This is a genomic window from Gordonia sp. N1V (assembly GCF_029269935.1).
Classification (GTDB): Bacteria; Actinomycetota; Actinomycetes; order Mycobacteriales; family Mycobacteriaceae; genus Gordonia; species Gordonia polyisoprenivorans.
Window position 1 is genome coordinate 100,392 of sequence record NZ_JARJDD010000017.1, and the last position, 23,612, is coordinate 124,003.

The window sequence follows — 23,612 nt, forward strand, 5'->3', positions numbered from 1 at the left end:
CTAACCGACGCCGACCGATGTCGCCCGGGCCGTCGCGCGGGCCGAGACGGACTCGTCGGACGTCGAAAACCGCTGGGCGAACGCGAGAAACGCGATCATCACCGACAGATCGGTCACCGACACGGGGATGGTGACGGTACTGAAGTCCAGTTGCATGCCCAGGACGAAGAACCCGATGAAACACCCGCCGAAGAAAGCCGGCTCCCAGCGGGCGTTTCGCAGGCATCGATACGCCAGCCGGCAGCAGTACAGCATGACCACGGTGAACGCGACCCCGACGAACAGACCACCACGATAAATCGCGAGCAATGGTGCGTTGGCGACGTAGTTGATGGTGAACGCCAGCGAGGGATCCTTGAACTCCGGTATGCCCCAGCCATGCCCGAGAAGCCAGTGGCCGGCCATGTTCGCCGGATAGTCGCGTAACGCGTCACCGCGCGCCGACGAGCCGGTGTCGCCGGAACCGAACGACGAGAAGATCCGGTGTCGCGACGCCGGGACCGCGGCGAGGATCACCATTCCGGCGACCATCGATCCGGCGATGTATCCGCGGGCGCGTCCGGACATGGTGTGGAACAACAGCATCAGGAGGACGCCGAGGACCACCGAGAACAACGCCGCACGGCTGAGGGTGCCGGCGATGCACACGAGTAGGAACAGTCCCAGCAGCCAGCGGGTGCGTCCGCGGAACACCAGTGGGCAGATCATCAGTGCTGCGAGCAGGCCGATGCCTGCGGCGTTCGGGTCGATGAAAGTTCCCGACAGACGCGGGATCGCAGTGGCGCCGGTGTAGACGAATCGTCCCGCCGATGCCGGGGTGTACCCGAACGGCGAGAGCAGGCTGAAGGTCTTGCCACCGGTGTCGACGGTCAGCATGATGAGGCCGATCAGGCCGGACACCGCGGTGGCACCGACGAACACCCGCCCGAAGGTGGCCAGCTGCGATCCGGGGAGGCGTCTCAGGGCGACGATCAACAACACCGCCGTCGCCCATTTCGCGTACTCGACGATGTCGGCGAGTCCGGTCATCGTCAACACCACCGACGGAATCGCGATCAGCGCGAACAGGATCAGCAATCGGTCCAACGGCTGCAACTCGATGCGAGACCCTGCAGTGGGGGACCCGGCAGTGAACGACCGTGTTGGGGGATGAATGACGGTGGCGAGCAACACCGCCGAGGTCATCGCGAAGATGAGCGGCAGATGCACGCCGGGCACATATCCGGCGGGCAAGCAGGCGAGCACGGCGGCCAGCGCCCACAACAACCAGGTGGGATGCGCCAGTCCGATGTAGGTACCCACGATGACGATGGCAAGCAGCATCACCAGTTGGGTCGGCGTCGGCCCGGCGATGACGGCGGCAAAAGTGATCGCCGACACCGCGCCCACGATTGTCGCTGCGCGCACTGTTCCCACGGTGAGCATCCTTACATGATCGAGCCGCGATCACATGCCGAAGAATGCCGGACCAATGGCGCCCGACGTATTGGTGAGGGTGTTTTCTTGGGCGTTCAACTCTCCGAGTGCGTTGTCGGCGGTTGTGGACTATGGTCTGCGAAAGTGCCATCCGGGTCGGCGAATGTCTGAATTCGCCGGTTGGACCCGAAAAGGTCACTGCGGCTGAGGCTTAGAGGTGGGTCTGGCCGACTGAAAGGAGCTTGCCCGGTGGCTGTTCGGGAATACGTTCACATTCTCGTGAAGTTCTGGTGGGTGCTGATTGCCGGAATGGTGATTCTCGCCACTGCCGGATTTGTTTACGGAATGTTCATCCAGCCTGTCAAATATGTGTCGACGGCAAAGCTCTTCGTCTCCGCGGAGGGTGGCACATCGGTTGGGGAGTCGTACCAGAACAACCTTTTCGCCGAGGCGCGGGTCAATTCCTACGCCCAGGTCGCCACCAGCGACCAGGTCGCCGAACGTGCCTCACGTGCCCTCAACGGCCAGGTGAGTGCCGCCGACCTGAAGGCGTCGACGACGGCCACCCCGATCGACAAGACCGTCATCCTCGACATCTCGGTGAGCGCCGGTTCGGCCGCCCGCGCCCAGTCGGAGGCCGCGGCGGTCACCCGGGAGACGGTCGCCGTCGTCCAGGAACTCGAGACCTCCCGGCGTGGTGGTGAACCCGCGGCCACCGCCATCGTCTACGACGAGGCATCGCTGCCCGGTGCGCCCGCCGGGCCGGCGTGGTGGTTGCTGACCGCCCTCGGCGCCGTGGTGGGTCTACTCCTCGGTCTCGTCGTCGCGCTCGGGCTCGGTCTGCGGGCCCGCCGACGCGTCAACGACCCACTCGCACTTGCCGATACCGCAGACCTTCCGGTCCTCGCGGTGATCGCCGATGAACCGGCCCGCGCCGAGGCCCCGCTCATCACCGACCTCGCGCACGATCCCCAGGGCGACGCCTACCGCGACCTGCGCACCAACGTCAGGTTCATCGGCGCAAAACGCACTCCCGACGGTGCGGCACCACGAGTTCTCGCGGTCGTCGGCTCCGGCGCCGGCGTCGGCACGTCGAGTGTCGCGGCCAACCTCGCCGCCGAGATCGGTGGGTCGGGTCAATCGGTGGTGCTCATCGACGGCGATCTGCGTGACCCGTCCCTCACGATGCACCTCGCCGCCGGGGCGACCTCCGGCCTGTCGACCATCCTGACCGGAGAGTCCGACCTTCTCGGGCAGGTCCTCACCACCTCCATGCCGGCCTTCCTGCCGGCCGGTCCCGTGCCGCCCTCGCCCGGTGAACTCCTGGGCTCGCACCGGCTGGAAACGGTTCTCGCACAAGCGCGTCAGCACTTCGACGTGGTGGTCCTCGACGCCGGGGCGCTCGGTCCGGACGCACGCGCCATCGCAGGTCTGGCCGACGGTGTCGTCGTCGTCGCCCGCCGTGGGCGCACCACGCGGTCGGCGCTGCGCGCCGCGGTGGAGTCCCTCGGCACCGTCGGCACGGTGATCGGCACGGTACTGACCTTCGGCGCACCGGCTCGCCGTGCATCATCGGCCGACGCCGCCACCCCGGCGAGGACCGACGCCGACCGCTCGTCCGCGGACTCCCCGGAGCCGACGCCCGAACCCACGGCCACCGGAACTGCGGCCACCGGATCGACGGCCACCGGGTCGGCAGTGCCCGAGCCCGCACTGCGTGAGTCGCGGTGAACCAGAACCGGATTCACAGCACCCCGGGTGGGCCGCGTCGGCGATGGAGGACGATGATCGTGTTGGCGGCCACCATGATTCTCGGTGCGTCGGCGTGTGCCGCCCGCGACGACCAACCCGGGGCGATCGCCTTGGCCCCCGATGTCCCCGGGTCACCGCTGGTGACGCCGGAGCCCGCGCCGAGTGTCGATCGTGCCGCCGGCGGATCGGCAACGGGCTCGGTGCTGACCGTGGGCATGGCGGGCACCGAGGACATTGCGCCGATCACCGAACTCGGTGCCGTCGTGCATCGCGTCGAATACCGGTCCACCTCCGGGATCACCGGTCAACCGACCGTGGTGTCCGGGGTCGTCGCGGTCCCCGGCGGCCGGCCCCCCGCCGGTGGATGGGTGACTGTCGCACTGGGCCACGGTAACTCCGGCGTCCGGTCCAAATGCGGTCCCTCGCGCTACACCAATCTCTTGGGCAATGACGTCATCATCGCGGCGCTGTTGTACAACGGGTTCGCCGTTGCCATGCCCGACTATCAGGGCCTCGGCATGAACAACGCCGACAACCCGTTCCTCGACGCACGCACCTATGGCTACAACATGATCGATGCGGTGCGCGCGGCCCGCGCCACCTATCCGTCACTGTCGGACAAGTGGATCTCCTACGGGGTGTCGCTCGGTGGAATGGCGGCGTGGGCTGCAGGTGATCTCGCCGACTCCTACGGCGGCGGTCTTGACCTGCTCGGTACGGTCGGGCTGGTCCCGGTGTCGAACATGCGGGATCTGGTCACCAAGGCCGAGGCGGGAACCCTCACCCGCGACCAGTACCCGCTGTTCGCCTATCTCATCGACTCGTTGTCGCGGGTGCTACCCGATCAGTTCAACGCCGACGACTACCGATCGCCGTATGCGAAGTCGGTGTGGGAGGACGTGCTCAACTGCATCCCCGCGGAGAACCTCGAGACAACGTTGCGTGCCACCGCGTCACTGGGACCGCAGGACCTGCGGCCCAGGACGGCAGCGGCCGCCAAACGCCTCTTCACGTGGCTCGATCGCACCGGTCTCCCGCTGGGTACCGGGAACTTCGGTGGCAAACCGTTTTTCATCATGTACGGCTCCGACGACCCGCTGATCGACTGGCCGTGGACCGCCCGCGTGATCGCGCAGTCGTGTCGGCAGGGCGGTCACATACAGGCCATCAAACGTATCGGTGAAACCCACGCCACACTCGATTCCAGCCAGTCGGTCGCCTGGATGCGCAGCCTCGTCAACGGCGGACCCACCCCACCGGCGAATTGTGGTGACCTGCCATGAGATCCCCCAGCGACCGCACACCCGCCGACTACGCCGCACTGTGGGTCCGCGGTCTGCCGGTGATCGCCGCCGCGACCCTCGGGGCGGTGGTGGCCGGACTCGTGGCCTTCGTCTTCCTGCCGCACTCCTACGAGTCGCAGGCACGGCTGCTGGTCACCGCGACCGGGCCGGCGACGGTGTCAGCGGCACAGGCCTCCGATCTGGCCGGGCGACTGCGTATCTCGAGCTACAGCGACCTCGCCGTCTCCGATCAGGTCCTCGGTCGCACGCGCCTCGCCGACGCCACCGGCGCCCTCGGCGGCGCCGACATCGCCACACTGCGCAGCCGGATCACGGTGCTGCCCTACGGCGACGGCGCCGTGCTCACCGTCGTCGCGAAGGGCCCGACCGCCGACGCCGCGCAGACGCTGGCCCGCGGGGTCGGCACGAACCTTGCCGGGTTGGTCACCGAACTCGAATGGAGCCGCACCGACGGCATGCCGCAATACGACGCCGAGGTGATCGACGCCGGCTCGTCCGCGACGTCGATGTCACCCGGGATGTCGACGACGCTGCTGACCGCGCTCGTCCTCGGTGTGGTGCTCTCGAGTGTGTGCGTCCTGGGCGTCGGGATCTCCCGCGACGTCATCGAGGCACCGCGGGAAGCAGTTGTCCGCGTGCGTGAACCGGCGATGGGGGCCGACCGATGACAGTCATTCGCGAGCCGGCCGGCCACGCAGCGGCCGGCGCCGCACCCTCGCGCCGTCTCGCGGGATGGTGGCTGGCGATCCTGGTGATCGTCGCCGTCGTCGTCACCGGATGTTCGTCGAACCCCGACCCCGCTCCGACCGACACCGGGGACCCCGGCGTGGCCTACGACGTCAACACCAGTGGCACCGGACCGGGTGCGCTGCGCGCCGCGCAGACCATGCCGTACCTCGACCGCCGCGTGACCGCGCAGGCGAGCACCGCGCTGCGAATCCGGTACGCGTCCACCGACGGTCGCACCGGAGCTCCGACGACCGTGTGGGGTGCGGTGTTCGTCCCGTCCTCGGCGCGTCCCGCCGACGGGTGGGACACCGTCGTCCTCGCCCATGGCACCTCCGGACTTCTCGGCGAATGCGGCGTGACCCTCGACCCGACGCTCGGTGATCTCGCCGCCACCGCCGCGGCATGGCTCGAGCAGGGGTACGTGGTGGTCGTGCCGGAGTATCAGGGCCTCGGCTACCCCGGCAGCAGCGATCCCACCCACCCCTACCTCGACGCGCGCACCGAGGGGATGAACGTCATCGACGGTGTCCGGGCCGCCCGGGCGCTGGTGCCCGGGGTCTCCACCCGCTGGGCCGCGCTCGGCGGTTCCCAAGGCGGACAGGCGGTGTGGGCGGCCAACACGCTGGCCGGCACCTACGGAGCGGGACTCGATCTGCGGGGGACGGCGAGTCTGTCACCGGCCGCGCAGTTCTCCGGTCTGGTCGATCTGGCCACCCGACGACAACTGACCCTCGACCAGTACGGCCTCTACACCTGGCTGATCCTCGCCGTGCAACAGGAGAACCCCGGATTCGACCTCGGCAAGTACGTGCGCGGTGCGGCCCAGAGCCATTGGGACGAACTCGCCCAATGCCTTCCGGTGCACGCACAGGCACGGGCGAGCATCCTGCGATCGTTGAGTCCTGACGATCTGACGCCGGACTCACCGGTCGACGCCGCCGCCCTCACCGCATTGCTGGCCCGGCGCGCGGTACCCGACCAACGCCCGGCCGCACCGATGCTGGTGCTCTACGGCGGGCGCGACCAGTTGATCGACTCGCGATGGACCGCCGCCGCGATCGGGTCGGCATGCGCCAACGGCGCCACGCTGCAATCGCAATTCCAACCGGACGCCGACCACGGCGGCGTCGCCGGCGACAGCGTTGTCGGCTGGATTCTCAACAGGTTCGACGACGAGCCGGCCTTCTCCACATGCGGCACCGCCCCCGGGAGTGAGCAACGATGACCGAAGAACTCGCCGACCGCCGGCAGCCGCACGTCACGCCTGCCGCGTCGCCCGCGGACCCCGTGAGCCCCCCGGCCTACAAGGCCGGCCGCATCCGCGGACTCGACGGACCACGCGGTGTGGCGTGCTGGGCGGTCCTCATCGTGCACGTGGCCAATCAGTGCTCCCCGGACACGATGGCCAAGGGCGGTCTGGCGATGCTCGGGCAGGCGCTGATCTTCTTCTTCGCGCTGTCGGGTTTCCTGCTGTATCTGCCGTATGTGCGAGCCCTGCTGCAGCACAAGCAGACCCAGCCCGACACCCGCGCCTACGTCATTCATCGGTTGCTGCGGGTGTTCCCGGGCTATCTCGTCATCTTCCTCATCGTGAACTTCGCGCTGCAGGCTTCGTTCCTGCACAACGAGTGGGCGTCGAGCCACACCGGCACCGACGCGGGTACCGGCATGATCACCGACCCCGGACTGCTCGCCACCAACCTGACCCTGCTGCAGTCCTACTTCCCGCACTATCTGCAGACCGGCATCAGCCCGTCCTGGTCGCTGACCCTCGAACTCGTCTTCTACGCCTGCCTTCCGGTGTTCGGCGCGGCAATGTGGTTCCTGCGGCGACGATTCGGCACCAACCTCGCCGCCCTCGTCCTCGCGCCACCGGCGATCCTCATCGTGCTCGGGATCGCCGGGAAGATCCTGGCCGCCTGGCTCACCGACCGCGCGGGCATCACCACCACCATCGAGGCCAACTGGGGACCCAACTGGGCGGCCGTCGTACTGCGCAGTTTCGTGGCCTCCAGCGACAACTTCGCCTTCGGGATGCTGGCGACGGTGGTGTTCGTGGCTGTCGGCGTCGGGATGATCGACGCCCGCCGAGTGCGTCCGATCCGGATCGCGGCGATCGTCGCCATCGTGCCGAGCCTGCTGATCATGCTGATACTCATCGCCGCCGGCTCCAACTTCCAGTCCACCTTCACCGCCCTCGCCTCCGGTCTGCTCATCCTGATCATCGTGTTGCCGATGGCGGCCGGCGGCGACAGCGTCTTCGCCCGCGCCCTGGACTGGCGGCCCCTGGAATATCTGGGGCGGATCTCGCTGAGTATCTATCTGTGGCATTTCCCGGTGATCATCGTGCTGATCAGGCTCGGTGTGCTGCAGGGGGATTCCTGGGCTGGGTTGGCGGTCAACATCGTGCTGTGCAGCGCGGTGAGCTTCGCGCTGGCCAGTGTGACCTTCCATTGCGTGGAGAAGCCGGCCATGACTTATGCGCGCCGGTTCAAGGTGCGATGACGGGAGTCATCCGTGGTCGCCGCACGGGAGTCGTCCGTCGACACCGGGTGCTGTTCGGTCTGCTCGCAGTCGCGGTGATCGTGCTCCTCGTGCTGGTGGTGGTGATCTCGGTGCGACTCGCCTCGATCCTCGTCGTCGGCAAGGAGTCGGTGGGATTCCGGCCCGGCCAGGGCCCGGGATCGGTGGTGACGGCGGAGACGTTCAACGGGCTGCCGATCTCGACGAAACTCGCCGGGGTCAAAGCCTTTCGCGTGACCTATCGGTCCACCGACGCCACCACGAACACACCCACGGTGGTCAGCGCCGTCGTCGTGGCCGGTACCGGTGACCCACCGCGCGGTGGCCGGCCGGTGATCGCCTTCGCCCACGGCACCACCGGGATCAACACGCCGTGTGCGCCGTCGGTCGCCAAGGGCATGTACGGTCTCGGGGCGCTCGCCGGCAACCTCGCCCGACAGGGATATGTGGTGACGCTGCCCGACTATCAGGGACTCGGCGCACCTGGGATACACCCGTATCTCGACGCCCCCACCGCCGGATTCAACGTCATCGACAGTGTGCGTGCCGCGCGTGCGGTGCTCGCCGACACCTCACCGCGGTTCGTCGCCTACGGCGGCTCCCAGGGCGGCGGGGCGGTGGTCGCCGCCGCCACCGAATTCCCCACCTACGGTGCGGGACTCGAGATGCTCGGTGCCGCCGCACTCGCCCCGGCCGCCGACGTCGTCGGTGTGGCCGCGAAGGCACGCGCCGGCATCGCCACCCCCGATCAGCGACTGATGCTGCAATGGGTGATCGAATCGTGGGCACGTGGCGATCACACCGTTGCCCTCGACGATTACCGCGCCGGCGCCGCCGTGGCGGGCTGGGATGCGTTGTCGCAGTGCGCACCGTCGGCCGGTGCCCGACGCGAGGCCGTCGCCACACAACTGCGCCCCACCGACATCGGGCCACGCACCATCGACGCACAGAACCGACTGACGGCCCGACTGATGCGATCCCGCGCGCCCGTCACCCACACACCGGTGCCGCTGCTCATCGCCTACGGCGGCAAGGACACCTTCATCGATCCGGACTGGACTCGCGCCTACATCGGTGAACTGTGTGCGGCCGGCACCGTCGTCGACGCCGACTTCCAGCCGGACAAGGGACACGGCGACCTCAACGGCGATGCGGTCCTCGGATGGATCGGCCAGAGATTCACGGGCGCAACCGCTCCCGACACCTGCGCAGGAGGATGACCCCATGACCGATCAGACCGATCAGACCGATCAGACCCCGACGGCCGCCGACCTGCGGCTTCACGGCGACGCCGCGAAGGCTGCACAGTGGCGTACCCGCGCGAAGGACACCGTCAAACGGGCACTGGCCTCGGGCACACCGGTCAGCCCGACACCGCCCTATCAGGTCGTTGCCGTCCTCGGCCAGTCCAACGCCCATGGCGCGGGCCGGCTCACCGATCCCTCGGCCGCACCAGTCACCGATCCGCGGGTGCATCAATGGCCCGGGTGCGGACGCCGCCGCGGACGGATCCTGCTCGCCGAGGATCCATTGCTGCACGGAACCCCCGGTGCGGGTGTCGGATTCGGGACCACCTTCGGTCGGCTGCTCGCCGAGGACATCGACGGCTCCGTGTTGCTCGTTCCCGCGGCCCGCGGCGACACCAGTTTCCACCCGAAGAACGGATTCAGCTGGGACCCCGACCAGAGATCGGTGCGCGTCAATCTGTTCGACCGGGCCGTCGCCCAGATCGCCGGCGCGCTCCGGGCCGCCGGTCCCGAGTCCGAACTCGTTGCGATGCTGTGGCATCAGGGGGAGAGCGACGTACCGCTGACGGCACCGGAGGCCTATCGGGACCGGCTCGACACACTCATCCGGCGGCTGCGTGACCGCTTCGGCACCGTGCCGTTCGTCCTCGGGCAGATGGTGCCCGAGGAGATCACCACCGGCCACGACCGTTACCCCGGAATCGATGCCGTACACCGAGATACACCGTCGCGTCATGCGATGTGTGTCTTCGTCGAGGGCCCCGAGGGGATGCACAACCCCGGTGAGGCCATCCACTACAACGCGGCCGGAGCGCAGGTGTTGGGGGAGCGGATGTTCCGTGCCTACGCCACGGTCCGGCCCGACCCGGCGGGCTGAGCCGCGGCGTCGGCATGCTCGACCGACGCCATGTCATGCTCGACCATCGCCGCCACCACCTCGCTGAAGGTCTTGGTGGGGCGCCAGCCCAGCGTGGTCCGCAGCCGGGTGCTGTCGCCCACCAGGTCGATGCTGTCGGCGGGCCGGAACAACGACTTGTCGGTGCGGACGTGATGATGCCAGTCGGCGATGCCCGCGGCCGCGAACGCCGCCCCGGCGAAGTCGGCGACGCTGTGGGAGACGCCGGTGGCGACCACGAAGTCGTCGTCGGCCCGCTCGGTGGCCATCGAGATCATCGCCTCGACATAGTCCGGCGCCCAACCCCAGTCCCGTCGGGCGGCGAGATTTCCCAGCGCGAGTTCGGATCTCGTTCCGGCCGCGATCTCGGCGACCGCCCGGGTGATCTTGCGGGTGACGAAGTGCGGAGCCCGTAGCGGCGACTCGTGCGGATAGAGAATCGCGTTTGACACGCCCACCCCCTGCGCGCGGAACGCCGCGGCAAGCAGATGGCCATAGGCCTTGGACACCCCGTACGGCGACGTCGGGCAGATCGGGGTCGACTCGTTCTGCGGCGCACTGTCTGTGCCGGCGAAGATCTCTCCGCTGGAGGCGTTGACCACGTGCACCGGATGGCCGTCACGCACCAGATCCCGGGCCGCGGTGAGCAATGCGGCCGTCGCCTGGGCGTTGACCTGACCGGTGTGTACCGGGTCCTGCCAGCTCTGACCGACCGACGACACCGCGGCGAGATGGAAGATGACGTCGGGCCGCACCATCTCGACCACCGACGCGCATGCGTCGACGTCGCCGAGATCGACCGCCACGCACTCGGCGTCTCCGGGCGGGGCGATGTCGAGTTCCCGATGACGGCTCGGACCGACCACTCCGGTGGTCGTCCATCCGCGTTCGGTGAGTGCCGCGAGGAGCAGCCGGCCGTCCTGGCCACTCGCGCCGGTGATCAGCGCGCGGTGGGGAATCACGCCACTTCGCGTGTCACGGAGCCGGATTCGGCCGCGACGTCCGAACGCACCATCATCCGGACGAGAGCGTCGAAGTCGACCTCCGGCTTCCAGCCGAGTTGCGCACGCGCCTTGCTGGAGTCACCGATCAGCAGGTCCACCTCGGCCGGACGGAAGAAGCGCGGATCGATGTGCACATAGCGCTCCCAGTCGCTGATGCCCACCTCGTCGAAGGCCACGTCGAGGAGTTCGCGGATGGAGTGGGTCTCGCCGGTGGAGATCACATAGTCGTCGGCCTCGGGTTGCTGCAGCATCAGCCACATCGCTCGCACGTAGTCGCCGGCGAAACCCCAATCGCGTTTGGCGTCGAGGTTGCCCAGCGCCAGCGACTCCTGGAGGCCGAGGTGGATGCGTGCGACCGCACGGCTGACCTTGCGTGTCACGAATTCCGGTCCGCGACGCGGAGACTCGTGATTGAACAGAACACCCGAACTGGCATGCATGCCGTAGGACTCGCGGTAGTTGATGGTCATGTAGTGACCGAAGACCTTGGCCACCCCGTATGGCGAGCGCGGCCACAGCAGCGTCGATTCGCGTTGCGGAACTTCCTGCACCTTGCCGAACATTTCCGAGCTGGAGGCCTGGTAGAAACGGATCTGCTTGCCGGTGGTGTCCTGGTGCAGGCGCACGGCTTCGAGCACATTGAGTACGCCCGTACCGGTCACGTCGCTGGTCAGGCGGGCGTTCTGCCACGAGTACGCGACAAACGAGACCGCACCGAGGTTGTAGACCTCGTCGGGATCGGCGAAGGCCATCGCCCGCATCAGGCTCGACAGGTCGAGCAGATTCCCGGAGACGATCTCCACGAAGGGATGGGACGCGGCCAGGGCGTCGGCCTTCGGATTGTTCTGCCCCCGAACCAGTCCCACGACCCGGTAACCCTTGGAATGCAGCAATTCGGACAGATAGAGGCCGTCCTGACCGGTGATTCCGGTGATGAGCGCGGTTTTCATGCCAACCCCGTTTTCTGAAGTGAGTGGATGCCGTGGACGCAGCATCGTCGGCGAGCCCGTGCCTCGGGTCCGACAAAGAGATGTTCGCATGCGGCGCATGTATTGGCGCGCCGAGTTACCGGAATTGGACAGCATTGGGGCGATTGTCACGCAATTCACATGTATTTCATCTCCCATGAAGAATGTGTCAGAAGCTCTGGTTACGATGCGTGCATGAAACATGTCATGCCGCGTGTGGTGCACCGTTTGCGGTTTTCCTCAATCGTTCTCGTCGTGATCGCCGTCCTCGGTGCGGGAATGGTCGGCGCCGAGCCGGGCCGCGCGAGCGCCGAGGTGTCCATCCCGGCGGACGGTTACGGGTTCGCCGGCGGTAGCGACATGTTGTGGTTGTCGCAGGCCGATCTGAACCGCGAACTCGACGGCGTCACCAAGACCAAGGCGAGCTGGCTGCGAGTGGTCATCGATTGGAACACCATCGAGCCGACCCGGGGCACCTACAACTGGTCGACGCCCGACCGACTGATCAACTCGGCCCGCGCGCACGGACTGAAAGTGCTGGCCACGGTGGTGTCGTCGCCGGCCTGGTCGCGGCCGGCGGGCAGTTTCTTCACCGCTCCGCCCACCGACAACGGTGACCTCTCGACCTTCCTGCGTGCACTGATCGCACGGTACAAGGCCAACGTGTCGAACTATCAGATCTGGAACGAGGTGAACCTGCCGCTGTTCTTCGGTGGCAGCGTCGACGCCGCCCGGTACACCTCGCTGCTGAAGTCCGCATACACGGCGGTCAAGGCGGCCCAACCGGGCGCGACAGTCATCAGTGCCGGCCTCGCGCGCTCGGTCGGTCCGTACTCTCCGCTCTCGTACTACACCGCGATGTACAACAACGGTGCGCAAGGCTACTTCGACGCGGCTGCGATGCATCCGTACGTCTTTCCCGGCGGCATCACGACCAATCCGGAGAATGTCATCAGCGACACCGTCGGCCTGCGCAATCTGATGATCGCACGGGGTGACGGCGCCAAGAAGATCTGGTTCACCGAGATCGGTGCACCCACCGCCGCCGATTCGCCCGACGGGGTGAGCCAGGTCGAGCAGGCCAAACAGATCACCGACATGCTCTGGTATGCCGCCAACTGCGGGTTTGCCGGTCCGACGCTGATCTACACGATCCGCGACTCGGGGACTTCCACCACCGACCGCGAGCAGAACTTCGGGGCGCTGTTCACCAACGATTGGACGCCGAAATACGCCGCGTCCGTTCTCGCGGGGTGATCGCCGGATTCTTCGGAATCCGAATGTGAAACAAAGAATGGTTTTCGTACCGCGTGTAAGTGGCGTTACAGAATGCGCGAGAGATGCCGGTCACAATGCATTCGAGATGCCGATCACCCGCAGCGGTGTTAGCGTTTCCCCTGTCCCAGGGATGCGGTGGCATTCCCAGCACGCACTGACCGATTCCGTGGTTCGAATTGTGCATGCGCCCGTAGGTGGCGGTCGTGTGCATCTGCCTTGGCCTGCCACGGTGATCGGTGTTGCTGCGTACTCACAGAGAATGGATGGACCCGTGGTTACTGATGACGCTCCTCGTCCAAGGATCGCCATAGCGCACGACTATCTGACCCAGCGCGGTGGAGCGGAAAAGGTGGTGCTGTCGTTGAGCCGGGCCTTCCCGGACGCGGTGATCCACACGCTGCTCTTCGAACCCGATCAGACCTATCCGGAGTTCGCCGACAAGACCGTCGTGACCTCGCCGGTGAACCGGATCGGATTCCTCCGGAAGAATCACCGGGCTGCGTTGCCACTCTTACCATTTGCCGCCTCGCGGATGGTCATCGACGCCGACATCGTGCTCACCAGCACCAGCGGGTGGGCGCATGGCTTCTCCACCACCGGAACCAAGATCGTCTACTGCTATTCGCCTGCGCGCTGGCTGTATCAGACCGACGTGTACCTCGGGGAGACGCCGAGCACACTCAAACGGTTCGCCATGTCGGCGATGGGACCGGGACTCAAACGGTGGGACCGTCGCGCCGCCTACAGCTGCGATCGCTACCTGGCGATCTCCAATGCGGTCCGTGACCGCATCCGCACCACCTATGGACTCAGCTCGACCGTGGTCTCCGCGCCGGTCACCGCGCCCGCCCCGGTCGAGGGTGCGGTATCGCCCGACGCGTCGCTGACCGACGCCCCCTTCTTCCTGTGTATCTCGCGGTTGCTGTCCTACAAGAACGTCGACAAGGTCATCGAGGCCTTCCGGGGCAGCGGGCGTCGCCTCGTCGTCGTTGGGCGCGGTCCGGAAAAAGATGCACTGCAAGCGATCTGCCCCGACAATGTGACCATGCTGCAAGACCTCACCGACGCCGAGATGGCGTGGCTGTATCAGCACTGCGCCGCGGTCGTCGCGGCGAGTTACGAGGATTACGGGCTGACCCCGCTCGAGGGTGGGATGTACGGCAAGCCGTGTGTGGTGTTGCGATGGGGTGGATTCCTCGACACCGTCGTCGAGGGCATCAACGGTGAATTCTTCGACGAGCCCGAACCAGAGCAGATCCGTGACGCGGTGGACCGGGTGGTGGCGATGGACTGGGATACCGACGTCATCCGCCATCACGTGCACAAGTTCGACGAGAGCGCGTTCATCAGTGAGATCCGACGGGTGATCGACGAGAGCACTCCCGGCCCCAAACCTGCAGAGCCCGGAGCGACAGAACTCCGCCCGACCGACCTCGGACCGGCAGCATCGGCAAAGGAGATGGTGTGAGCGACAACGAGACCGTGGCAGCCCCGGCGAGCGTCACCGTCCCCGAACGGGACGATTTCACGCCGAGATACTCGTTCAACGACATCTCCACGATCGCCAAGGCGCGCAATCGCGTCGGAATCCTGCTGTACAACAACCTCATCACCTTCATCCCGTCGCACACCATCCGGCAGGCCTTCCTGCGGCTGTTCGGCGCCAAGATCGGCAAGGACACCTCGATCCTGCGTGGCTGCCAGGTCTTCGACATCGATCAGATCCGGATCGGCGAGGCCTGCTCCATCGGATTCCGGGTGCTCTTCGACGCCCGGTCGGGGATCTGCATCGGCGACAACGTGGTGATCGCCAGCGACACCCAGATCATCGCCGGCAAACACGACCCGGCCAGCCCGGAGTTCGTGCCCGTCATCGAGCCGGTCTACATCGGTGACTACGTGTGGATCGCCAGTCGTGCAACCATTGTCAGCGGTGTGAGCATCGGTCGCGGTGCGGTGGTCGCGGCGTGCGCCATGGTCGGCAAGGATGTCGCCGATCTCGACATCGTCGGTGGGGTGCCCGCCCGCGTCATCTCCAAACGTCCCGAGACCGCGCTCCGATACCGGCCCAAGTACCGGCCGCTGTTCTACTGACGCCGACTGTGATGGCAGAGTTGGCGGATCTACGGGTGATCCACGTGGGCCCGCGCGCCGAATGCGGTGGGGTGGGCTCCTATTCGGTGCGATTTGCCGAGACGTTACGTGGCCACGTTGCCGAGGTGATCGAGGTCCGACACGGGAGCCCGGGGTCCGACACCGTGGCCGACCTACGTCGTCGGCGTCGACACCTGACCGAGTTGATCGCGGCGTCCGAGCGGCCGACCGTGCTGCATGCCGAGTTCTCCGGCGGGTCGGTAGAATCCTTCTGGCCCACAGCTGGTTTCGTAGCGTCGGCCAAGCTGGCGATCTCCGCGACGGTGCACGACCCGCCCGGACTGGTGTGGTGGCCTGCGCGCACCCGATTCCTTCAGCGCCGGCGACTGCTCAACCATGGCCTGCACTTCCCGATGCGGGCGGTGTCACGTCGTGTCGAGCGAGGTGTGTTCGGTGATCGGATTCTGTTCGGCACCAGCGTGATCGGTGCACAATCGCTGCGGGAGCGGTATCCGGACGCCACGGTGCACGTCGCACCCCTGACGGTGCGCGCCATGCCGGAGATGCCAGCCGCACCCGGCCGTCCGCGCGCCGTCGGGCTTTTCGGACTCGTGTACCGGGGCAAGGGATTCGAGCACGTCGAACGACTGCGCGACCAATTGCCCGACGACATCGCGATCCGGATCGCCGGCCGCGGGACCGAAAACCTGCCACGCCGTGACGGCATCGAGATCCTCGGCGGGCTGGCCGAGGAGGAGATGGCCGGCTACTTCGCGTCCATCCGGGCGCTGGTGGTGCCGTACGGCGATCGCAGCCCGTACGGCACCGCGTATCCGTCGTCGGGTGTCGTCGCCGACGCCATCAGTCACCTGACGCCGATCGTCACCACCGGTCACGGTGCGCTGCGAGAGTTGGGGGCCGAGGGTGGGGCCGTGGCGATCGACGAGGGCGTCACGGCTGAGCAGACACCCGCAGCGCTCGCCGGCAAGATCGTCGAGATCATCGACGACACCGAGCGTTTGGCGGTGATGGCCGCGAGCGTGGAAGGTATGCGCAAGCTGCGTGAACCCGACACCGTGATCGGGGGCTATGTCTCGGTGTGGTCGTCGGTGCTCGAAAAGTCATCGGCGTCAGAGAGCTCACCGAAGCCTGCGGGGTCGCGGTGACGGTGACCGACGCCCCGACTCCCGTTGATGGTCGCCGCAACGTGATCAAGGCGGTGGTCGCCGCCGGGTGGGCCTACGGTGGCCGTGCCTCCGGGCTGCTGTGGACCATTGTGGTCGTCGCCCACCTCGGTGTCGGATCGTACGGCCAGTACGCGATGGGTTTCGCTTTGGGCGCGATCATCGCTGCGCCACTGGACAATCCGTTCAACGTCCGCGCGATCCGCGAGTCCAAGGAACGTTTCCTCACCGAACGCGCCTCCCGGGCACTGCTCGGCATCGGATTGATGATTGCCGGCGCGGCATGCTCGCCGTTCTCCTATCTCGCGTGGTTCGCGCTGGTCGTCGGTGGCGGCGAGATCGTGTTCAACGCGGTCAAGAGCGCCCCGCTGCGCGACGGACACCCCGATCGGGTGATGCGGATGGACACCATCCGCCAGTTCTCCAGCATCGTCCTCGGCGCCGGATACCTTCTGGTGGCACCGCATCCGAACCTGACCGCGGCCAGCGTGCTCTACGCCCTGCCGTACGTGGTGGTCGCCGCGCGTGGGCTGATGCTGGTGCCGGGCAACCGCCCCGGCATTCCCGGCCATCCCCGGCTGATCGCGGTGCTGTTCGCCGAGCACCTGGCCAACGCGGCATACATGCAAGGCGACATCCTGCTGCTCGGTGCCCTCACCGATTCCGACATCGCCGGGTACTACGCGATCGCCAGCACCGTCGGTTGGGCCGCAGCCCAACTCGGCATGGCGTTGGGCAACACCTATCACGAGCCGCTACGCGCGGCCGGAGGTGCGCTGAGCGCCGGTCCACCCACGAAACACATTGCCGCAGTGGCGGTGGCGACATCCGGATCGGTGATTGCCGCAGGCCTGGTCATGTTGGCGACACCGTTCTCGACACAACTGGCGTGGTCGCTGGTGATCATCGGGGTATTCGTCGCGATGCGGGTGGTCAACTTCGTCCTGATGACGGTGTTGTACGTGCAACGACGCGACATCGTCCGCAGCGTTGCCGCCGGCGTGCTCGCCCCGATCAAGCTGCTGCTGGTGTTCGCGTTGGCGCACTGGGGATCGATCGGTGCATGTATTGCGTCGGTGGTGACCGATGCGCTGCTGCTGGCCATCTACCTCGCCGCGGTGCGCCGTCCGATTCCCGCGGTGGAAGCCGAGCAGGCTGCGATGGCTCCGGAACAGACTGTCAGAGAGGGTGAATGAGATGACGTCGGTGACCTTTCTGTTGTCGAAGGACCCCGAGCACGAGCACGGCGGCGACATCGCGCTGTCGCGCGTCATGATGGACATCGCCCGGGAGAACTTCGATGTGCGTGCGGTGTGTCTGTCGGGCAACGGGGTTGGGCCGAACGCAGACAGCAGTATCGTCCGGGTGCCCAAACCGGCGGTGAAGGGCCCGTCGTTGGCGTGGCAGAGCGTGACGACGCGACGCAGTCTGTGCCACGTCCGCTACGACGTCGACGAGTTGGTGGATGCTCTCGACGCCACCTGCAGTGACGTCTATTTCGCCGAGCACTCGTACATGGCGGAGGCGTTTCTGCGTTCGCGCCATAGTGTCTCGGCACCGTTTGTCATCAGCACCGTCAATCCGGAGTCGTCGGTGTGGAAGCTGACCCGCGGCACCATCGGTCGGCTCGAGGCGCCGCGGATCACCGCCGACGAGTTGAGGGTCGCCCGCCAGGCCGACGCGCTCGGTGGCTATGATCTCGAGGAAGCGCAGTACTACCGCGACAACGGTGTTCCGAACGCGCGATGGATCGATCTCACCCTGCCGCCCGGGGTTCCCGCCCATCGTGACATCGCGCCGCCGCGACTGGCATTCATGGGTACCCGAGGCTGGCCACCCAACCAGGAAGCCTTCCTCGAGGCCCTGCGTCTGTGGCCGGAGATCTCGAAGGGCATCGACGGTGCCGAACTCTGCGTCATCGGTGCCCCGAAAGCCGGCGCCAAACAACCGACGCTGCCCGACGGCGTCCGCGACCTCGGCTTCGTCGACGACATCACCGCCTTCCTGAGTACCTGTCGTGCCCTCATCGCACCCGTGCGCACCGGCGGTGGAGTGCGGGTGAAGATCCTCGATTCCGCGAGCATCGGTCTGCCCGTCGTCGGGACCTCGGCCGCCGTCGGCTCCCTGGGTCCGGTTTTCGGTCTCACCCCGTCCGACGACGACGCCGAATTCGTAGCCCGCTGCCGCGAATACCTCCTCGACGCCGAGATGGCCCGCAAGGAAGGTGAGCGACTCTACGACACCAACGCCGCCCGGTGGCACGACCGCGTCCCTCACGAGGCCGTCGAATCCCTCATCCTGCGTCGCCCCCCGACCCCCGGTCACTGACCCCGCCCCCGCCACCGGCCCCACCTCCGTTGGTCCCCGAGGCCGCGTGTGTTGCAGCTGATTTCGTACTCCCGCAGTCGCGCCGTTTGGTTACCGCGTCTTCCTCTCGCTAATCGAGGTGTGAGGCGCGCCAGCGCCGAGCCTCGAGACCACTTGTGCCGCTGCTGGTTCCGTACTCCCGATGTCGTGTCGCCGGGTCTCGAGGCCCTCGCCCTTGCGGGCTCGGGCACCTCGATCATCGGCGGAAGAGCTCTGCCTCTCGTCGGCGAGACACCGGGGAATCTCGATGTGGTGGAGAGCGTGATCCAGGTGGTAATGGGAATCGAACTACCCACCGCGATGCTCGAAACATTGCGTTCGGCGCCATCGGCCGCGCTGAGCGCGTGCGTGTGGCTCGGTCGACTCGGCGCAATGGATGCGCAGACGTGTCTGATCGTAGCCACCGACGATCAACCTGCACGATGCCGGAGCTTGTGCACGGGCCTACACTGGGTCGCATCTGCGACGATTGTCGGGAGTGTGATCACGATGTCGAGTACAGAGCGTGTCCACGCGCTCGTTGACGATCGACTTGCGCTTACGGTCGGACTCGGTGCTCTGCTGTTCTTGGCTGTCGGCGTGGCACAGTTTCTGTTTGACACGGCACCGAATGTCTGGGCACCGTCGTGGGTCGCGATCTTCACCGCTGCCGTGTTGGGTGCTGAAGGTTTGCTGCTGTGGCGCCGCCGTGACGTCATCAAACGTGTCAGCGCACCGATTGTGGTGACCGCGACCGCTGTCGTGGTGGCAATCAACCCGCTCGTGTAGATCGCGTTCACTGGTATCGCTTACCCCGCGATCGGTACGCTGCTGGTGATCGTCGCCTTGGGTGCGTTGGTTCCCTATCCGCGCATCGCCGTGGTCCTCATCGCGCTGGTCAATGTCGCGGCCGCCGCATACGCCATCCACTTCACCACCGATGTCAGTTTCGGCTCGGTCATTCTGCAACTCGTGAAGGCCGATGTACTCGCGCTTATCATCGCGCTGACGTGGCAGCGGACCGAGCGTCGACTGCACCGTGCCAATGAGACCATTCGGGCCCTGGCCATCACCGACGACCTCACCGGATTGCTGAACCGCCGCGGACTGACGACCCGCGGCCACGTTCTGCTCGATGAAGCACTCACCCGCGCTCGACCGGTCGTCGTCGGCAGCATCGACATCGACGGACTCAAGCACCTCAATGACACTCGCGGTCACGCCGAGGGCGACAGGATGATCCAGGCCGCCGGCGGGTCGCTGCGGTGGCTGCTCGACGCCGGTCAGCTCGCCGAACGCATCGGGGGTGACGAGTTCGTCGTCCTGATCGTCAGCGACAGTGACACAGGCGTCCGGCATTTGCAGAATCGGGTCGTGGAATCGATTTCCGCACTACCGCAGTCGGCGTCGATCGGGTGGGCTGCGCCGGAGCCGGGGGCCACGACCACGTTGACGCGTCTGCTTGCCGAATCGGACCGCGAAATGTTGTCGCAGAAGCGCCGACGCCGTGATGGTCGCAAGGATGCGGGCTGAGCGTTGCCATTGCGGCAGCGCCGAGCCTCGAGACATCCTGCGCCGCTGCTGTTTCCGCATCATGAGCGTCATTCGGTTGTCTGACTTCTACTTGTCCGCCGGACCCTTCTTCTCGCTGGTCGAGGTGTGAGGCGCGCTAGCGCCGAGCCTCGAGACCTCTTGTGGCAGGGCTGGTTTGAACCGTTGCCGCTGTCCGGAGAGTTCGACGGGTGACGCGCGAGAAGCCAATCGAGAATACACCCGCGCGAAATGGCGCTACTGTAACCACAAGCTTCGACGAAGGGGAGGCCTCGTGATCCGGCGACTCAGTGTCATGGCCGTGATAGTCGCGGCTGTCGTGCTGGCGGCGGGCTGTCACAGCTCGCAACAGGCTGCGCCATCGACAATCACTCGCACTGCGACGGCAACCGCCACCGCGTCGTCGAGCACGTCGTGTGCGCCCGCACCGAGCTGGCTGGCGGGCGGCGTGGTGCCCACCGGCGGACCGTCTCCCGACACATGGGCTCATCTCGACACTCATCCGAAGGCCACCACCTTCGACGCCTGCCAAAAGGGACTGAGCTACGCCATCCTCGCCGGCCAGAACGGTGACCGGGACCGGCCCGCAGGTACCGGCTCGAGCCTGTTCGAGGCACTCGCGATCTTCGTCGACGGCAAACTGTCGACGATCCGCCCGTACGAGTTCCGCGAGATCCGGATCTCGTCGGCCACCCCCGATCGCATCGTCGCGTCGGTCGACACCCGATCCAGCGGTGTCGAGCAACCGGCGTGGAAGAACGCCACGTTCACCGTCTCGGGCGGAACTGTCACGGCCACTCCGGATCTCGATGCCATTGCCGACGGCAGGCTCTGGCTGGAATTGAGCCCACAGACACCAGCCACCACGACAACCACCGCAGCCGGTCCGGTGTTCGATCGAGGCAGCTACCGAATGCTGCCCGCATCCCAGTTCGCCGACGGCGGACCGGGTTCGACATTCGGCTTCGCCCTTCCGTCGGGAAACGTCATCTGCTTCGGCACGTCGACAAGTCTGTTGTGTGAGACCAAGTTCAGCGTGCCGGTGCCCCTCGATGACACCTGCGGTGTGTACGACCGACAGGACGAGACGAATGCGACGATGTTCGGCTGGGCGGACTTCGACAAACCAGTGTGCGCGTCGTTATTGCAGGGCGCCTATCGCCAGGTCGGAGCGACGTTGCCCTATGGCACCGCCGTCACCTGGCAGCCCCGCCCCGACCTGACGATCGTCTGCTACTCGCGGTCGGCCGGTCTCGCCTGCGAGAACCCGCACGGCTACGGCTTCACTCTGGCCCGGGAAGGCTTCACGCGGTATCGGGTGGGCTGAGCGTCATGCTGCCGTGAACGATCACCGGCGCAGCGTCAAAAGATCGTATGGAACGCGGTATCGCCCGCTTGGCGGACGTAGAACGGCACAGTGCTGAACATCGCGACCCGTACCGTCCCGACGGATTCCGGACCGACACCGCAGACCCCGGAACCGTCCGACCCCGCCGAGAAACGGCGTCTGACCGCGACCACCGGACTCGCTGCACTGTCGCTGGATGCGATGGCGTCGGTGGCCTACGGCCCGGAGGCGATCGTCGTTGTCTTGGCCGCCGCGGGTAGCCACGTGCTCGGGCTGACGCTGCCGGTCAGTGCGGCCATCGTTGCGCTGTTGGCCATCCTGATCGCGTCGTATCGGCAGCTGATCGCGGTCTTCCCCGACGGGGGAGGGGCGTACGCGTCGTCTAAGCGCTATCTCGGCCGGCGTCCGGCGCTGGTGGCGGCGGCGTCACTGGTCATCGACTACGTGCTCAACGTCGCGGTGTCGGTGGCGGCCGGGACCGCTGCCCTGACGTCGGCGATCCCCGCGGCACGGCCGTACACGGTGTGGATCGGTCTGGGCGTTCTGGTGCTCATCACCGCGGTCAATCTCCGCGGTATCGTCAGCAGCGCAATGGTGTTCATGGCGCCGACGGTGATCTTCATCGTGTCGATCCTCTCGCTCATCGTCGTCGGACTGATCACCGGTGGGCACCCCACCCACTCCTCGGTCGAGCACACCACCGGCACCCTCACCACCGTGGGACTCCTGTTGGTGCTCAAGGCATTCGCCAACGGATGCGCCGCATTGACCGGTGTCGAGGCCATCGCCAACGCCACCCCGCAGTTCCGGCAGAACCGGGTTCGACGTGCCCAGCACGCCGAGGTGGCGCTCGGTGTGCTGCTGGGTGCCATGATGCTCGGGGTGGCCGCGCTGGTGGAGGTGCTGCACATCGAACCGCGCGACGGGGTGACCGTGCTCTCGCAGATCACCGAGGGCGTCTTCGGGCGTGGTGCAGTGTATTACGTCATTCAGGCGGCGACGGTCATCCTGCTCGCGTTGGCCGCCAACACCAGTTTCGGTGGACTGCCGCAGCTGATGAAGGTGGTCGCCGCCGACGATTACCTGCCGCATCGACTCACCCGCGCCACCCACGGTGTCTACCGCGAGGGCGTGCTCGTACTCGCTGTTGCCGCCGGCATCCTGATCGCGGTGACCGAGGGCAACGTCAATCTGCTCGTGCCGTTGTTCGCGATCTGCGTGTTCATCGGATTCACGCTCGCCCAACTGGGTTTGGTGCGGCACTGGTGGTCAGCGCGCACTCGCGGGTGGCGATGGCGTTTGGCGCTCAACGCGATCGGCGCCACAGCGACCGGCCTGGCCACCGTGGTGGTGACCGTGATGAAGGCCGACGAGGGGTCGCTGTGGGTCATCGTGGTGCTCGTCGTGCTGGTTGCGTCGATGTCGGCGGTCTCGCGTGCATACCGTAAGCGTCGTGTCGCCGCGGCTGCCGCCGACCATCACGCCGATCTGGTACGAAAGACGCTCACCCACCGCTCCTTTGCCGGACAGGGGATCGCCGTGGTGCCGGTATCGCAGCCGTGCACCGCGGTCGACGACGCGCTGCGCCGGGCCCGATCTTTCGGGCGGGAGGTCCGGGTGGTGCACGTCGAGGTCGCGGTGTCCCCTGAGGAAGGTTTCGCGGCGTGCTGGCGCGAGCGGCATCCGATGGTGCCGCTGGAAACCCTGTACGCCGTCGACGAGGAATCGATCGTCGACGCCATCACCGACTACGTCGATGGCCTCACAGCCACCGACGACGTGCTCGTCGTCATCCCGGATCCCGACGCCACCGCCCGCTCACGTCTGCTCTCCGCCGGACGCGCCGACGATCTCGAAGAGGTCTTGCGGCGCGACACCGCAGCGCTCGTCACGCGGGTGTGTGCGCGGCCGGTGGCCTGAAACCAGCATCGGCACAGGCGGTCTCGAGGCTCGCCGCACGCGGCTCGCACCTC

The 23,612-nt window shown here is 66.7% G+C and carries 20 protein-coding genes; 17 read left to right on the forward strand and 3 right to left on the reverse strand.

The window, feature by feature from the left end; all coding sequences use genetic code 11:
• Complete coding sequence (locus P3L18_RS20330) at nucleotides 1-1,407, reverse strand: O-antigen ligase domain-containing protein (RefSeq protein ID WP_276115054.1); 1,407 nt, start codon at nucleotides 1,405-1,407, stop codon at nucleotides 1-3.
• A gap of 258 nt (nucleotides 1,408-1,665) precedes the next feature.
• Here P3L18_RS20330 and P3L18_RS20335 point away from each other — a divergent pair, with 258 nt between their 5' ends.
• The 7 genes from P3L18_RS20335 to P3L18_RS20365 are packed head-to-tail and all read left to right on the forward strand — an operon-like array spanning nucleotide 1,666 to nucleotide 9,848.
• A complete protein-coding gene (locus tag P3L18_RS20335; RefSeq protein WP_276115055.1) occupies nucleotides 1,666-3,147 on the forward strand; it encodes a polysaccharide biosynthesis tyrosine autokinase in 1,482 nt (493 codons plus the stop codon).
• 53 nt (nucleotides 3,148-3,200) lie between these two features.
• Nucleotides 3,201-4,451: an alpha/beta hydrolase gene (locus P3L18_RS20340; protein WP_079932074.1), complete on the forward strand. Its 1,251-nt coding sequence runs from the start codon at nucleotides 3,201-3,203 to the stop codon at nucleotides 4,449-4,451.
• Nucleotides 4,448-5,140, forward strand: a complete 693-nt coding sequence (locus tag P3L18_RS20345; protein ID WP_276115056.1) for a polysaccharide biosynthesis protein — start codon at nucleotides 4,448-4,450, stop codon at nucleotides 5,138-5,140. The genes P3L18_RS20340 and P3L18_RS20345 overlap by 4 nt, the downstream gene beginning before the upstream one ends.
• The gene (locus P3L18_RS20350; protein WP_276115057.1) at nucleotides 5,137-6,426 is read left to right on the forward strand and encodes a lipase family protein; all 1,290 of its coding nucleotides are present in this window, start codon (nucleotides 5,137-5,139) and stop codon (nucleotides 6,424-6,426) included. Before P3L18_RS20345 ends, P3L18_RS20350 begins: the two co-directional genes overlap by 4 nt.
• Nucleotides 6,423-7,706 carry an acyltransferase gene (locus tag P3L18_RS20355; RefSeq protein WP_276115058.1) on the forward strand — a complete coding sequence of 428 codons (1,284 nt, stop codon included), beginning with the start codon at nucleotides 6,423-6,425 and terminating at the stop codon, nucleotides 7,704-7,706. The genes P3L18_RS20350 and P3L18_RS20355 overlap by 4 nt, the downstream gene beginning before the upstream one ends.
• Entirely contained in the window at nucleotides 7,703-8,944 is a 1,242-nt protein-coding gene (locus tag P3L18_RS20360; RefSeq protein ID WP_276115059.1) for a lipase family protein, read from the forward strand. Before P3L18_RS20355 ends, P3L18_RS20360 begins: the two co-directional genes overlap by 4 nt.
• A gap of 4 nt (nucleotides 8,945-8,948) precedes the next feature.
• Nucleotides 8,949-9,848: a sialate O-acetylesterase gene (locus P3L18_RS20365; protein ID WP_276115060.1), complete on the forward strand. Its 900-nt coding sequence runs from the start codon at nucleotides 8,949-8,951 to the stop codon at nucleotides 9,846-9,848.
• Here P3L18_RS20365 and P3L18_RS20370 read toward each other — a convergent pair.
• Both P3L18_RS20370 and P3L18_RS20375 read right to left on the reverse strand, forming a co-directional pair.
• On the reverse strand, nucleotides 9,815-10,828 hold the full coding sequence (locus tag P3L18_RS20370) for a GDP-mannose 4,6-dehydratase (protein WP_276115061.1): 1,014 nt from the start codon (nucleotides 10,826-10,828) through the stop codon (nucleotides 9,815-9,817). The genes P3L18_RS20365 and P3L18_RS20370 overlap by 34 nt on opposite strands.
• Nucleotides 10,825-11,820, reverse strand: a complete 996-nt coding sequence (locus P3L18_RS20375) for a GDP-mannose 4,6-dehydratase (protein ID WP_020172220.1) — start codon at nucleotides 11,818-11,820, stop codon at nucleotides 10,825-10,827. Before P3L18_RS20375 ends, P3L18_RS20370 begins: the two co-directional genes overlap by 4 nt.
• A 213-nt stretch (nucleotides 11,821-12,033) precedes the next feature.
• Between P3L18_RS20375 and P3L18_RS20380 the strand changes: the two genes are divergently transcribed.
• From P3L18_RS20380 to P3L18_RS20425, 10 genes are all read left to right on the forward strand, one after another.
• Complete coding sequence (locus P3L18_RS20380) at nucleotides 12,034-13,095, forward strand: beta-galactosidase (RefSeq protein WP_276115062.1); 1,062 nt, start codon at nucleotides 12,034-12,036, stop codon at nucleotides 13,093-13,095.
• A gap of 292 nt (nucleotides 13,096-13,387) precedes the next feature.
• Nucleotides 13,388-14,584, forward strand: a complete 1,197-nt coding sequence (locus P3L18_RS20385; RefSeq protein ID WP_006372634.1) for a glycosyltransferase — start codon at nucleotides 13,388-13,390, stop codon at nucleotides 14,582-14,584.
• Nucleotides 14,581-15,210 (forward strand): acyltransferase, encoded by a 630-nt coding sequence (locus P3L18_RS20390; protein ID WP_006372633.1) that lies wholly within the window; start codon nucleotides 14,581-14,583, stop codon nucleotides 15,208-15,210. Before P3L18_RS20385 ends, P3L18_RS20390 begins: the two co-directional genes overlap by 4 nt.
• Nucleotides 15,211-15,221: 11 nt before the next feature.
• On the forward strand, nucleotides 15,222-16,376 hold the full coding sequence (locus P3L18_RS20395) for a glycosyltransferase (RefSeq protein WP_276115063.1): 1,155 nt from the start codon (nucleotides 15,222-15,224) through the stop codon (nucleotides 16,374-16,376).
• A 2-nt stretch (nucleotides 16,377-16,378) separates the two neighbouring features.
• Nucleotides 16,379-17,590 (forward strand): hypothetical protein, encoded by a 1,212-nt coding sequence (locus tag P3L18_RS20400; protein WP_253193981.1) that lies wholly within the window; start codon nucleotides 16,379-16,381, stop codon nucleotides 17,588-17,590.
• A 1-nt stretch (nucleotide 17,591) separates the two neighbouring features.
• Nucleotides 17,592-18,722 (forward strand): glycosyltransferase family 4 protein, encoded by a 1,131-nt coding sequence (locus tag P3L18_RS20405; protein WP_276115064.1) that lies wholly within the window; start codon nucleotides 17,592-17,594, stop codon nucleotides 18,720-18,722.
• A gap of 291 nt (nucleotides 18,723-19,013) precedes the next feature.
• The gene (locus P3L18_RS20410) at nucleotides 19,014-19,529 is read left to right on the forward strand and encodes a hypothetical protein (RefSeq protein ID WP_276115065.1); all 516 of its coding nucleotides are present in this window, start codon (nucleotides 19,014-19,016) and stop codon (nucleotides 19,527-19,529) included.
• A gap of 45 nt (nucleotides 19,530-19,574) precedes the next feature.
• Nucleotides 19,575-20,273, forward strand: a complete 699-nt coding sequence (locus P3L18_RS20415; RefSeq protein WP_276115066.1) for a GGDEF domain-containing protein — start codon at nucleotides 19,575-19,577, stop codon at nucleotides 20,271-20,273.
• 313 nt (nucleotides 20,274-20,586) lie between these two features.
• Nucleotides 20,587-21,618 carry a hypothetical protein gene (locus P3L18_RS20420; protein ID WP_276115067.1) on the forward strand — a complete coding sequence of 344 codons (1,032 nt, stop codon included), beginning with the start codon at nucleotides 20,587-20,589 and terminating at the stop codon, nucleotides 21,616-21,618.
• Between the two features lie 90 nt (nucleotides 21,619-21,708).
• Nucleotides 21,709-23,559: an APC family permease gene (locus P3L18_RS20425; RefSeq protein WP_276115068.1), complete on the forward strand. Its 1,851-nt coding sequence runs from the start codon at nucleotides 21,709-21,711 to the stop codon at nucleotides 23,557-23,559.
• Nucleotides 23,560-23,612: the final 53 nt, after the last annotated feature.

What these genes read in the sequence shown, in the direction of transcription:
- P3L18_RS20405 (WP_276115064.1), top strand. Translation starts at nt 17,592, where the DNA reads ATGACGTCGGTGACCTTTCTGTTGTCGAAGGACCCCGAGCACGAGCAC.
- P3L18_RS20380 (WP_276115062.1), top strand. Translation starts at nt 12,034, where the DNA reads ATGAAACATGTCATGCCGCGTGTGGTGCACCGTTTGCGGTTTTCCTCA.
- P3L18_RS20395 (WP_276115063.1), top strand. Translation starts at nt 15,222, where the DNA reads ATGGCAGAGTTGGCGGATCTACGGGTGATCCACGTGGGCCCGCGCGCC.
- P3L18_RS20340 (WP_079932074.1), top strand. Translation starts at nt 3,201, where the DNA reads ATGATCGTGTTGGCGGCCACCATGATTCTCGGTGCGTCGGCGTGTGCC.
- P3L18_RS20365 (WP_276115060.1), top strand. Translation starts at nt 8,949, where the DNA reads ATGACCGATCAGACCGATCAGACCGATCAGACCCCGACGGCCGCCGAC.
- P3L18_RS20420 (WP_276115067.1), top strand. Translation starts at nt 20,587, where the DNA reads ATGGCCGTGATAGTCGCGGCTGTCGTGCTGGCGGCGGGCTGTCACAGC.
- P3L18_RS20345 (WP_276115056.1), top strand. Translation starts at nt 4,448, where the DNA reads ATGAGATCCCCCAGCGACCGCACACCCGCCGACTACGCCGCACTGTGG.
- P3L18_RS20375 (WP_020172220.1), bottom strand. Translation starts at nt 11,820, where the DNA reads ATGAAAACCGCGCTCATCACCGGAATCACCGGTCAGGACGGCCTCTAT.
- P3L18_RS20350 (WP_276115057.1), top strand. Translation starts at nt 5,137, where the DNA reads ATGACAGTCATTCGCGAGCCGGCCGGCCACGCAGCGGCCGGCGCCGCA.
- P3L18_RS20360 (WP_276115059.1), top strand. Translation starts at nt 7,703, where the DNA reads ATGACGGGAGTCATCCGTGGTCGCCGCACGGGAGTCGTCCGTCGACAC.
- P3L18_RS20355 (WP_276115058.1), top strand. Translation starts at nt 6,423, where the DNA reads ATGACCGAAGAACTCGCCGACCGCCGGCAGCCGCACGTCACGCCTGCC.